This is a genomic window from Streptomyces sp. NPDC006544, assembly GCF_040611715.1.
Classification (GTDB): Bacteria; Actinomycetota; Actinomycetes; order Streptomycetales; family Streptomycetaceae; genus Streptomyces.
In genome coordinates, this window is record NZ_JBEXOV010000158.1 from 1 (window position 1) to 11,241 (window position 11,241).

At 73.3% G+C, this 11,241-nt stretch carries 11 protein-coding genes; 5 read left to right on the forward strand and 6 right to left on the reverse strand.

Annotated features, from left to right (window positions below):
- Positions 1 to 389: 389 nt before the first annotated feature.
- From ABZY44_RS35960 to ABZY44_RS35970, 3 genes are read right to left on the reverse strand one after another with little or no spacing between them, the layout of a single operon-like run.
- On the reverse strand, positions 390 to 1,022 hold the full coding sequence (locus tag ABZY44_RS35960; protein ID WP_356661451.1) for a TetR/AcrR family transcriptional regulator: 633 nt from the start codon (positions 1,020 to 1,022) through the stop codon (positions 390 to 392).
- A 36-nt stretch (positions 1,023 to 1,058) separates the two neighbouring features.
- Complete coding sequence (locus ABZY44_RS35965) at positions 1,059 to 3,143, reverse strand: YhgE/Pip domain-containing protein (protein ID WP_356661453.1); 2,085 nt, start codon at positions 3,141 to 3,143, stop codon at positions 1,059 to 1,061.
- Positions 3,115 to 4,011: an ATP-binding cassette domain-containing protein gene (locus ABZY44_RS35970; RefSeq protein WP_356661455.1), complete on the reverse strand. Its 897-nt coding sequence runs from the start codon at positions 4,009 to 4,011 to the stop codon at positions 3,115 to 3,117. Before ABZY44_RS35970 ends, ABZY44_RS35965 begins: the two co-directional genes overlap by 29 nt.
- A 225-nt stretch (positions 4,012 to 4,236) precedes the next feature.
- On the opposite strand from ABZY44_RS35970, the gene ABZY44_RS35975 reads away from it, so the two are divergent.
- From ABZY44_RS35975 to ABZY44_RS35995, 5 genes are all read left to right on the forward strand, one after another.
- A complete protein-coding gene (locus tag ABZY44_RS35975) occupies positions 4,237 to 4,734 on the forward strand; it encodes an SAV_6107 family HEPN domain-containing protein (protein ID WP_356661457.1) in 498 nt (165 codons plus the stop codon).
- Positions 4,735 to 4,804: 70 nt separating this feature from the next.
- A complete protein-coding gene (locus ABZY44_RS35980; protein ID WP_356661459.1) occupies positions 4,805 to 5,563 on the forward strand; it encodes a methyltransferase in 759 nt (252 codons plus the stop codon).
- Between the two features lie 319 nt (positions 5,564 to 5,882).
- On the forward strand, positions 5,883 to 6,284 hold the full coding sequence (locus ABZY44_RS35985; protein WP_356661461.1) for a DUF3040 domain-containing protein: 402 nt from the start codon (positions 5,883 to 5,885) through the stop codon (positions 6,282 to 6,284).
- A gap of 85 nt (positions 6,285 to 6,369) precedes the next feature.
- A complete protein-coding gene (locus ABZY44_RS35990; RefSeq protein ID WP_356661463.1) occupies positions 6,370 to 6,984 on the forward strand; it encodes a DUF4126 domain-containing protein in 615 nt (204 codons plus the stop codon).
- Positions 6,985 to 6,994: 10 nt separating this feature from the next.
- Positions 6,995 to 8,404 (forward strand): NAD(P)/FAD-dependent oxidoreductase, encoded by a 1,410-nt coding sequence (locus ABZY44_RS35995; RefSeq protein ID WP_356661465.1) that lies wholly within the window; start codon positions 6,995 to 6,997, stop codon positions 8,402 to 8,404.
- Between the two features lie 35 nt (positions 8,405 to 8,439).
- Here the strand turns inward: ABZY44_RS35995 and ABZY44_RS36000 are convergent, their stop codons facing one another.
- The 3 genes from ABZY44_RS36000 to thiE all read right to left on the reverse strand — a co-directional run bounded on the left by ABZY44_RS36000 (position 8,440) and on the right by thiE (position 11,082).
- Positions 8,440 to 9,363 carry a hypothetical protein gene (locus ABZY44_RS36000; RefSeq protein WP_356661467.1) on the reverse strand — a complete coding sequence of 308 codons (924 nt, stop codon included), beginning with the start codon at positions 9,361 to 9,363 and terminating at the stop codon, positions 8,440 to 8,442.
- Between the two features lie 41 nt (positions 9,364 to 9,404).
- Positions 9,405 to 10,319 carry a methylenetetrahydrofolate reductase [NAD(P)H] gene (metF, locus tag ABZY44_RS36005; RefSeq protein ID WP_356661469.1) on the reverse strand — a complete coding sequence of 305 codons (915 nt, stop codon included), beginning with the start codon at positions 10,317 to 10,319 and terminating at the stop codon, positions 9,405 to 9,407.
- Positions 10,320 to 10,431: 112 nt separating this feature from the next.
- Complete coding sequence (gene thiE, locus ABZY44_RS36010) at positions 10,432 to 11,082, reverse strand: thiamine phosphate synthase (RefSeq protein WP_356661471.1); 651 nt, start codon at positions 11,080 to 11,082, stop codon at positions 10,432 to 10,434.
- Positions 11,083 to 11,241 lie beyond the last annotated feature (159 nt).

Here is an 11,241-nt window from a genome sequence, read left to right on the forward strand (position 1 = left end):
GCTGCAGTGCAGCCCCGCCGGCGTTTGAGGCGCGGGGGTCCGGGGGCCGGCCCCCGGCAGCGGACCCGCACCCGGCAACGGGCGGTAAACCAAAACGAAAGCGGCCGGCGCAGAGGCTCGATCCCCCCGAGCCCCGGCACCGGCCGCGTTCCCCACCCCGGTCGGAGAGACCCGGTCCGCACCTGCCGCCCCGTGTCGGCGGTGCGGGCCGGGTCCCTGTCCGTTGCCCCCAGTCTGGTATCCGCGCAGGTCTGGGCCAATCCGCGCCGGTACTCATTTCCGCGTCTAGGTACGGATACTCAGCCGCCCCACCAGTTCTACGCGGCCCCACCACCCCGGCGGCACCGCCGATCGGGGCATGGTCGGGCGGGGCCGCCGGGCGGGGTCCGTCAGCGGTTCCCGCTGACCCGGCCGCGCAGCAGCAGCGACAGCGCCGAGTGCACGTCGTCCAGCGAGCGCTCGCTCTGGAACGACTGCCAGTCCAGCGCCGCCACGAGCACCATCCCCACCATCGCGGCGGCCGTCAGCGGGACGTCGATCTCCGCGCTGAGCTCCCCGCGCTCCACGCCCTCGCGCAGCACGGTCTCCACGACGGCGACGGCCTCGCGCCGGACGACCATCAGGGTGGACTGCCAGGTCCGGTTGGTCCGCCACAGCTCGGCGACGTAGAGCTGGGTGAAGGCCGGGTAGCGGTCGATGAACACCAGGCCGGCCCGGATCATCGCGTCGAGGGCCTCGACCCGGGTGCCGCCCCGCTCCTCGGTGGATTCCGCCGCCGTCCGCAGGGACTCGGTCAGCAGCCCGACCCCGTGCCGCAGCAACTCCTCGAAGAGGTCGTTCTTGCTCGCGAAGTTGTAGTAGACGGTGCCCTTCGCGACCCCGGCCCGTTCGGCGATCTCGTCGACCGTGGTCGCGGAGAAGCCCTGCTCCGCGATGAGGGTGACGGCCGCTTCGTAGAGCTTCTGCCGGGTGGCCTGGCGGCGGCCGCCGCCCGCGGCCGTACTGGTGCTGCTGCTTTCCATGGCGCTGATTCTCACAGGTCAACCGCTCCCCACGGGCTACAGGCTCAGTTCGGGATGGAGCCGGTCCATCGTCCACACCTGCTTGCCGCGGGCGGCGAGCGCGGTGAGGGCGAGGGCGCCGGCGGTGAACGCGGCCAGTACGGCGCAGCCCTGCCAGACCGGGGTGAGGTCGCCGCCGGTGATCAGGCGGCGCAGGCTCTCGACGACGTACGACATCGGCAGGAAGGGGTGGATGGCGTTGAAGAAGCCGGGGCTGGTCTGGACGGGGTAGGTACCGCCCGCCGAGGTCAGCTGGAGCATCAGGACCGCGAGGACCAGGATGCGTCCGGCGGCGCCGAACTTCGCGTTGAGCCACTGGACGATCGCGGCGAAGCAGGCGGTGACCAGCATCAGGAAGCCGATGGTCAGCGCGGGCCGGGCCATCTGGAGGCCGAGCCCCCAGTGGAGTACGGACATCAGCGCGGCCACCTGTGCGGCGCCGAGGCCGGCCACGGGGAGCCAGCCGGCGAAGGCGATCCGCCAGGGCGAGGCGCCGGCGGCGAGCGCCCGCCGGTTCAGCGGGGCGATCAGCATGTAGGCGACCATCGCGCCGACCCAGAGGGAGAGCGGGATGAAGTAGGGGGCGAAGCCGGTGCCGTAGTTGGGCGCCTTGTGCAGGGACTGGTTGGCGAGCTGCACAGGGTCGGCCATGACCTGGGTGCGGGCGTCGCGCTGCTGCTGGTCGTAGTCGGGGATCTGTCCGGCGCCGTCGTGCAGGCCGCCGGCCAGTTCGCCATTGCCGTCCACGAGCTTGACCAGGCCGCCGTCGAGGCTGTGCGCGCCGTCGCCGAGCTTGCCGACGCCCTCGCCGAGGGCGCCGGAGCCGGCGGTGGCGGTGCCGAGGCCGGTGTGCAGTCGGGCCATGCCGCCGGCGACCTTGTGGGCGCCCGCGTTCAGGGCGTTGACCTGGGTGACGGCCGATTCGACGTCGGCGGACAGGCCGGGGGCCTTCGCGGCGAGGGCGCGGGCGTCGCGTTCCAGGTCGGTGAGCTGGGTGCGGAGCGTGCCGAGGTCGCCGTTCGCGTCCTTGACGAGGGTGTTGACGTCGCCCGCGAGTTCGGCGCCCTCGGCGGCGTCCTCCTTGAGCTTCTTCAGCTGCGGGCAGGTGGCGGGCTGCGGCTGGGTGCCGGCGGTGCAGGTCTTCGCGTAGACGTCCGCGGCGCCGGTGGAGACGCGCTGGGTGACGGTGGCGGCCGCCGGGGCCGCCTTGGCGAAGGTGCCGAGGTGGTTGTTCACGACCTTGGCGGTGTCGGCGACGAGTTCGGCGCTGTCGGCGAGCTGCTTGGGGTCCTTGAGGAAGGGGCGGGCCTTGTCGGCGGCGCCGCCCACCTTGTCGGCGAGCCGCTGGGTGCCGGCGGCGATGTCCTTCGTGCCGGTCTCGAGCTGTCCGGCGGCGCCGTTGAGCTTCTTCAGACCGCCGGTGATCTCGCCGTTCTTCTCCTTGGCCGTCTCCAGGCCGTCGGCGAGGTCCTTGGCGCCCTTCTGTGCCTTGCCGGCGCCGTCGGTGAGCTTGTCGGCGCCGTCGGCGGCCTCGGCGGTCTTGTCGTGCAGGTCGGAGAAGCTGACGAAGATCTTGTCGAGGAAGCCGCGGGAGGCGTTGGCGGACGCCGCCGAGCGGACCTCGGAGAAGACGGTGCGCGAGATCGAACCGACGATGTAGTTGTTCGCGTCGTTGGTGCGGACCTGGAGGGCGCCGGTGGCGGGGTCCGCGCCGGAGCTGGAGGCGATCTTCGCGCTGAAGTCCGCGGGCATGGTGAGGGAGAGGTAGTACGTACCGTTCTCCAGGCCCTTGGCGGCCTCCTCCTCGCTCACCTCGCGCCAGTCGAAGGTCTTGCTGTCGTGGAGCTTGCGGGTGATCTCGCCGCCGGCGTCTATGCGCTTGCCGTCCACGGTGGCGCCCTGGTCGGAGTTGACGAGGGCGACGGGCACCTTGTCGAGGCGGCTGTACGGGTCCCAGAACGACCACAGGTATAGGGCCCCGTAGAGCAGGGGCAGCAGGAGCAGCGCGACGAGGGCGGCCCGGGGAAGCTTCCCCCGCCCGAACCGCTTCAGCTCAAGCGCGGCCAGTTTCGGCGAGCGCATCTTCGTCCCCCTTCGTGTCGGCGGAGTCGGCGGGGTCGGCCGACTCGGCGGATTCGGTCGTGTCGGCGGCGTCGGTCTCGGCGGCGTCGGCCGCTTCGGCCACGGCGGTGGCTTCGGTCTCGGCGGTGGCTTCGGTCTCGGCGGTGGCTTCGGTCTCGGCGGCGGTGGTCGCCTCGGCCACGGTCCGCAGGACGGTCGCGTCGGCCGGGGCCTCGCTGCACACCGCGAGGACGGTGGTCCCGCGGGCGATGAGGGAGCGGAGCAGGTCCCAGGCCTCGGCGCGCTCGGCGTCCGAGAGCTTGAGGTCCAGGTCGTCCAGGGCCAGCAGGCGCGGCGAGCCGAGCAGGGCGATGGCCACCGACAGCCGTACCGATTCCAGCCGTTCGAGGTCCCGTACGGAGGTGCGCGGACCCTTGGGCAGGGTCGCGAGGTCCAGGCCGGCGGCGGCCAGCGCGGTTTCGATCCGGGCCGCCGTGGAAGTGCGGCGCTCGCCGCGCGGGCGCAGCAGGGCGCGGACGGGGCCCTCGTATCGGCGCTGGAGCAGGGCGCCCTCGCGCAGTTGCTCGGCGACGGTGAGGGCAGGGTCCAGATCGTTGACGCCGGGGACCGGGCCGAGGGCGGCGATCCGGCGGACCGCGGCCATCCTCTTCGGCAGCCGGTGGCGGCCGACCTCGGCGTGGCCCTCCGTGGACTTCATCCGGCCGGTGAGGGCGAGGAGCAGGCAGGTCCGACCGCTGCCGGAGGGGCCTTCGACCGCGATGAGCGAGCCGGGCCCCGCGTCGACTCCGATGCCCCGGAACACCCAGCCGCGCGGGCCCTTGAGTCCGAAGTCCTCGGCTTTGACGGCCGCGCCGTGCGGGCTGTCCACGCCTGCCTCCCTCTTTTGAACTGACCGGTCAGTTCAAAAACTAGCACCTTCGGGGACATCCGGTGCGCAGAGGGGGGCAGTTGCCCGTCCACACCCCTGCTCGAGCGGACGAAATCGCAGGTCAGGGCAATTGTCAGTGGGGCGCGTCACCATGGGGACACGCAACAGCACCGCAGGACCTGACAGCACGGCAGCGCGTAGCGCTCGAACGACAGGAGGTTCGTCATGGCCACACCGTCCCCGTCCCCTGTCCACCCCGTACCCCGAAAGTCGACGGCGCCACCCGCCGCCCTCGATCTGCTCGTCAAGGCCCACGAGGGCCTGGCCGAGGCCGTCCGGCTGACCCGGCCCAACGAGCGGTACGCCACCGCCCACCTCGCCGCGCTGCGCGCCGCCGCGGCCGTGCTCGCCGCGCGCGGGCGGCCCGAGCCCGTGCATCCGCGGCGCCGGCCGCGGATCCGCAGCGCATGGGCCGTGCTTCCGGAGATAGCTCCCGAACTGACCGAGTGGAGCGCGCTCTTCGCTTCCGGCGCGGCCCGCCGGGCACGGGCCGAGGCCGGGATAGCGGGCGCGGCCACCGAACGGGACGCGGACGACCTGGTGCGCGCCGTGGGAATGTTCCTGCGCCTGGTGGAGCGGATGCTCGCGCTCCGGCCGGTCGCCCCGCGCGGCCTGCCGCAGGGCCTGCCCGTCCCGCGCGCGGAGCGTCCGGACGCGGGATGAGCTGCCCGGCAGCCCGAGGCCATAGGGTGGGCAGGGACCGCCCAACGAAACCGCCGAGGAGCCATCAGCCGTGTCGGACACATCCCGCCCCCGCGCCTCCCTCCGCACCGCCGTGGTGTGGGAGGTCCTCGAGGAGGCGCTCGACCGCCGGGTGAAGGCGACCGGGCGGGACGTGCTCGACGTGCTGGACACCGGCGGCGGCACCGGCAAGTTCGCCGTGCCGGTGGCCCGCCTCGGCCACCGGGTCACCGTGGTCGACCCCAGCCCGAACGCGCTCTTCGGGCTGGAGCGGCGGGTCGCCGAAGCCGGCGTGGCCGACCTGGTCCGCGGCGTGCAGGGCGACGCCCAGGGCCTGCTCGACGTCGTCGAGCGCGAGGCCTACGACGTGGTGGTCTGCCACGGCGTGCTGGAGTACGTGGACGACCCGGCCGAGGGCGTGGCCAACGCGGTGGCGGCCCTGCGCCCCGGCGGCGTCCTCAGCCTGCTCGGCGCCGGGCTCGGCGGAGCCGTCCTGGCCCGCGCCCTGGCCGGACACTTCACCGAGGCCCGTACGGCGCTCACCGACCCGGCCGGCCGCTGGGGCGCGGGCGACCCGGTGCCGCGCCGCTTCACCGCGGAGCAGCTCGCCGCACTGGTCGGTGACGCCGGCCTGACGGTCGGCGCCGTGCACGGCGTACGGATCTTCGCCGACCTCGTCCCGGGCGTCCTGGTGGACACCGAGCCGGGCGCGGTGGAGGCCCTGCTGCGGCTGGAGGAGGCCGCCGCCGAGCTGCCCGCCTTCCACGCGGTCGCCACGCAGTTGCACGTCCTCGGCGAGAAGCCCGCCTGATCTGCGAACCTTCCTGGCACGCGGTGCGCCACTCACCCTCCGAACCGGGGACGTGACCCGTATGATCGGGGGCAGCGACCGGCATGCTGAGCGGGCCTCTGGGGAATAACGCCCTCAGCGGTCTCCGCTCACAGGGCGGTTCGGCTTCGCACACGGCATGCTGGAGAGGTAACCGAGCTTTCCCCGAGCAGTACTTTTGTCGGGCAGTGTTTTTTAGAACGTGGCGTAGAGGGCGGGTGTCACGGGGGCGATTCCCCGCCTATCCTGAAGGGGACCCCTGGTCGCTGCCCCCCGCGACCGACGGATGAGGAGGACTCCCGTGCCGCTCTCGGAGCACGAGCAGCGAATGCTCGAGCAGATGGAGCGAGCGCTGTACGCCGAAGATCCCAAATTCGCTACAGCGCTTGAGGGAAGCGGACTGCGCACGTATACCCGGCGACGGGTCTACCAGGCAGTCGCAGGCATCGTGGTGGGTATCGCGCTCCTTATGACCGGTGTGATCGTGCCGAACGTACTGTGGATCAGCGTGGTGGGATTCCTCGTCATGCTGGGCTGCACGGTGCTCGTGGTCACCGGTTGGCGCAAGGCCCCCAAGCCTGGAGAGCAGCCCGCCTCCGGTAGCAGTGGCGGTTCGGCCCCGGGCCACAACCGCCAGCGTCGGTCGATGATGACCCGTATCGAGGACCGGTGGCAGCGCCGCCGGGACGAACAGGGGCAGTGAGCCCACAGACCAGGACCGAGACTCGGGTGAGGGGACGGGCGCCGGAAGGCGCCCGTCCCCTCACCGCGTACTGCATGATGACCGGGTGAGTGTCCTCCCCCTGGTCTTCACCAGCGGCTGGGCCAGTGGGATCAACGCGTACGCCGTGGTCCTCCTGCTCGGCGTCTTCGGCGCGACCGGCGTGACCGACGAGGTCCCCGCCTCCCTCCAGCGCACCGACGTGCTGATCGTCGCCGCCGTGCTGTTCCTCTGCGAGGCCGTCGCCGACAAGATCCCGTACGTGGATTCGCTCTGGGACACCGCGCACACCGTGATCCGCCCCGTGGCCGGGGCGGTGGTCGGCGCGCTGCTGGCCGGGCAGAGCGGTTCGCTCTCCGACATCGCCGCCGGCGCCGTCGGCGGCTCCACCGCGCTGGCCAGCCATGTCGTCAAGGCCGGCACGCGCATGGCGGTCAACACCTCACCCGAACCGTTCAGCAACATCATCATGAGCACGGCCGAGGACCTCGGCGTGGCCGGGATCGTCACCTTCGCGATGTTCAACCCGCAGGCCGCCGCGATCATCTGTGCGGTGCTGCTGGCCGCCGGACTGGCCCTGCTCGTCTACCTCTGGACCCGGATCCGCCGCTTCCTGCGCCGCCGTGCCCAGCGCCGCGAGGAGAAGCGCCTCGCCGCCGAGGTGGCCCGCACCGCTCGATAGGCTCAGCCGCATGGCACGAATTGCGGTGATCGGCGCCGGGATGGGCGCGATGGCGACGGCGGCCCGGCTGGCCGTGGCGGGGCACCGGGTGACGGTGTACGAGCGGGGGACGACCTACGGCGGCGCCGTCGGCCGGTTCGAACGGCACGGCTTCGCCTTCGACACCGGTCCCGGGCTGGTGCACCTGCCGGCCGTCTACCGCGACCTCTTCGTCAAGACCGGCAGGCGCCCGCTGGAGGAGTGCGCCGAGTTGGTCCAGGTGGACCCCGCCGTCCGGCACGTCCTCCACGACGGCCGCGGCGTCACCCTCCCCGGCGGCTCGCACGGAGGCGCCGCCGCCGTCCTCGACGAGGCCTTCGGAGCGGGCGCCGGCGCACGCTGGAGCGCGGTCCTGGGCCGCGCCCGGGAAGCCTGGGACGCCACCCGCCGCCCCCTGCTCGAGGAGCCGCTGCGGCCCGACTGGCAGGTGCTGGGCCGCGACCCCTACCCCGCGCTGCGGGGCAGCGGCCTGCTGCGCCGTCGCCCGCCGACCCTGGCCGAGGTGGCCGCGCGCGAGCTCGGGGGCGACGGGCTCGGCGAGCTGCTGACCGCGCGCGTGCGGGCGTACGGACTCGATCCGGCGGCCGCGCCCGCCTCGGCGGCCGTGCTGCCCTACATGGAGCAGACCTTCGGCAGCTGGTACGTGCGCGGCGGGATCCGGGAGCTGGCCACGGCCGTGTACGAACGGTGCCTGGAGCGGAAGGTCGGCTTCGAGTTCGGCGCCGAGGCCGAGGAGGTGCTCGTCCGCGAGGGCCGGGCGGCCGGGCTGCTGCTGGCCGGGGGCGCCGTGGCGGAGGCCGACTCCGTCGTCTGCGGGGTGGACCCGCGCGGGCTGGGCGTGGAGTCGGCGCCGGGGGCCGTACCGGCCCGGGGACCGGGTGCCGCCAGTCGGTACACCCTGTTCCTCGCGCTGCGCGGGCCCCGCCCCGCCGGCGCCGCGCACCGGACCCTGGTCCACTCCCCCGGCACGCTGCTGACCGTGCTGCGGCCCGACGATCCCGCCACCCGGCCGGACGCGGACCACGAGGCCGTCACCGTGAGCGCGGTGTGCGCGCAGGGGGCCGGGCCCGATCCGCAGGAGCTGCTGGACCTCGCCGCGCGGGCCGTCGCGGACCTGCACGAGCGCCTGCTGTGGTGGCGGCCGCAGAGCCCGGCCGACGTGGAGGCGGCCACGGGCGCGCTCGGCGGCGCGGTGCCCGCGCCGGCCCTCGCGGGAGCCGGCGGCTCCGGGCTCTACCCCGCCAACTCGGCGGCGCTGCCGGGCCTGTACCTGGCCGGCGGCTGGGCGCACCCCGGCGGCGGGCTGGCGCACGCCGGGATGACGGGGGCGCTGGTGGCCGGACTGATCGTGGAAGGCGCGGAGTTCCGCGGCTCGCAGTAGGAGCGGCCGCCCGCGGGCCGGGGCGGGGTGGCGGCCTAGTAGCGGTACTGGTCGTACTCGCTCGTGCCCTGGTACGGGTACTGCTGCTGCTCCTCGGCCGGGTAGCCCGGCGCGGCCCCGTCGGTCGAGCGCTGCTGGGGGACCCAGACCCCGCCGGGCGGGGTGTCCAGGGAGTACTGCTGCTGCGCGTACGGGTCGTGGGCGTAGCCGTAGGCCCCGGGCTGGGTGTACTCGTACGGCTGCTGCGGGGCCACGGCTCCGCCGGTGCCGATGTACGGGTCCGAGTACGCGGCGTAGACCTGCTGTTCGCCGGGGGCCGGGTAGCCGCTGGTGTAGTCGTAGCCGCCCCGGCCCTGCGGGTCGTAGGAGGCCGCGTACTGGTGGGAGTCCTGCTCGCCCGCGCCGAACGGTGCGGCGAAGGAGGCGGTCTCGAAGCTCTGGACCCCGTAGGAGCCGGTGTCCTCGTCCGCCTGCGGCGCGGCGTAGTACTGCTGGTCCCCGGTGTGCCCCTGCGCGGCGGCGGTGAACTCGGCGCCGGCGGACTCCTCTTCGGCGAACGCTCCGGAGTCCTCGGCCGCCGGCTCGGCGGTCGACCCGGGTCCGTACTCCAGGGCCGTCACCCGCAGGGCCGGCTCCGGACGCGGTCCGCCCGCGGCCCGGCGGCGCCGGCTCTGCTGCGGAGCGGCCTCGGCGGCCGCCGCCCCGCCGCGGCGCAGCGCCCAGCCGGCCACGAAGCCCTTGCGGAAGGAGAGGGTCACGAGCGTCTGGCCGGCCGCGAAGGCGAGCGCGCCGGTGGCGATGACGAGGACGGACGGCAGGACGACGCCCGCGACCACGCCCAGGAAGCCCGCGAAGGCGAGCAGGCGCCAGCGCAGCCGGGCCTTGTACTGCATCAGGACCTCGGCAAGCAGCCACAGCGCGACGAAACCGAACGCGATGTAGAGGACCGTCATTCCCATGCATGGCCCCTCTCGGTGCGGCCGCACACGGGTACGGCCGATCAGGCCCGCTGGTGCAGGCCCAGGTTCTCGTAGATCTCGAGAGTCGCCGTGGAATTGTTCAGCGTGATGAAGTGCAGTCCCGGGACACCCTCGGACAGCAGCCGCGCGCAGAACTCCGTGGCGAACTCGATGCCAATGGAGCGTACAGCGGCCGGATCGTCCTTGACGGCGAGCATGCGCTCTTTCACGGCCACGGGGAAGACCGCGGTACTGAGTTGCGGAAGCCGGTCGAGCTGCTTGATCCCCACAACAGGCATGACTTCGGGGATGATCGGGGTCTCGCAGCCCGCTTTCGCGACGCTGTCGCGCATCCTCAGATAATTCTCCGGGTCGAAGAACATCTGCGTGATCGCATAGTCGGCGCCCGCACGGCACTTGTCCACGAAGTGCCGGATGTCCGTGTCCCAGTCCTCCGAGCGCGGGTGCATCTCGGGGAAGGCCGCGACGCCGACGCAGAAGTCGCCGGACTCCTTGAGCAGGCGCACCAGGTCGGCGGCGTAGTGCACGCCCTCGGGGTGGGCGGGCCAGGGGCCCATCGGGTCGCCCGGCGGGTCTCCGCGCAGCGCGAGCATGTTGCGGATGCCGGCGTCGGCGAACTGGCCGATGACGTGGCGCAGCTCGGCGATGGAGTGGTCCACGGCGGTGAGGTGCGCGACGGGGGTCAGCGTGGTGTCCGCGGCGATCTGCTCGGTGGCCCGCACGGTCCCGCCGCGGGTGGAGCCGCCGGCCCCGTAGGTGACGGAGACGAAGCTCGGGGCCACCGCTTCGATCCGGCGCAGGGCGTTCCAGAGGTTGCGCTCCCCCTTCTCGGTCTTGGGTGCCCAGAACTCGAAGGAGTACGAGCGCCCGGACGCGAGGAGGTCTCGGACCGTGTGTGCACGATCCGACCAGGTGGAAGCGGTACCAAGGGCCATACGGGCAGGTTAGACGCGGGCCGGGGGACACCGAAGCCTTGTCCATCCCTTGGACGCGAAAATGAGACGGCCGCTGCCCGGGAGGGACGGCCGGGCGGGCGGAAGCGGGTGGTCAGCCGAGGCGGGCGCGGACCCGCCCGGCCAGGCCGGCGGCGGCCTCACCGGGGTCGGAGGCCTCGGTGAGGGCCCGGACGACCACGACGCGGGAGGCTCCGGCGTCCAGCACCTCGTCGAGGTTCGAGGCGTCGATCCCGCCGATGGCGAACCACGGGCGGTCCTGCGCGAGCGAGGCCGCGTGGCGGACCAGCCCGAGTCCGGGGGCGTGGCGGCCGGGCTTGGTGGGGGTGGGCCAGCAGGGGCCGGTGCAGAAGTAGTCGACGCCGGACTCGGCGGCGGCCGCGTCGACCTCGGCCTCGGAGTGGCAGGAGCGTCCGATGAGGACCTCCCCGCCGAGGACCGCGCGGGCGGCGGGCACCGGGATGTCCCCCTGGCCGAGGTGGAGCACGTCGGAGCCGATGGCGTGCGCGACGTCGGCGCGGTCGTTGACGGCGAGCAGCTTGCCGTGGCGGCGGGCCGCGTCGGCGAACACCTGGAGGTGTTCGAGCTCCTCGCCGGCCTCCATGCCCTTGTCCCGGAGCTGGACGATGTCCACTCCGCCGGCGAGGACGGCGTCCAGGAAGTCCGGGAGGTCGCCCTGCCGCTTGCGGGCGTCCGTGCACAGGTAGAGCCGGGCGTCGGACAGCTGGGCGGCGATGGCGGACATGGGAACCCCCGGATGGTGTGTCTCGTTCGTACGTACGCGGTGTGCGGGCCCCGGCCGGGGCCCGCACAACCCGTGTGGGAATTCCCCCAGTACAGGAAAAGGGTACAGCTTAGTCATACGGCCAGATGCACAGCCCCCCGACCCCGCCCGCGGCGGACC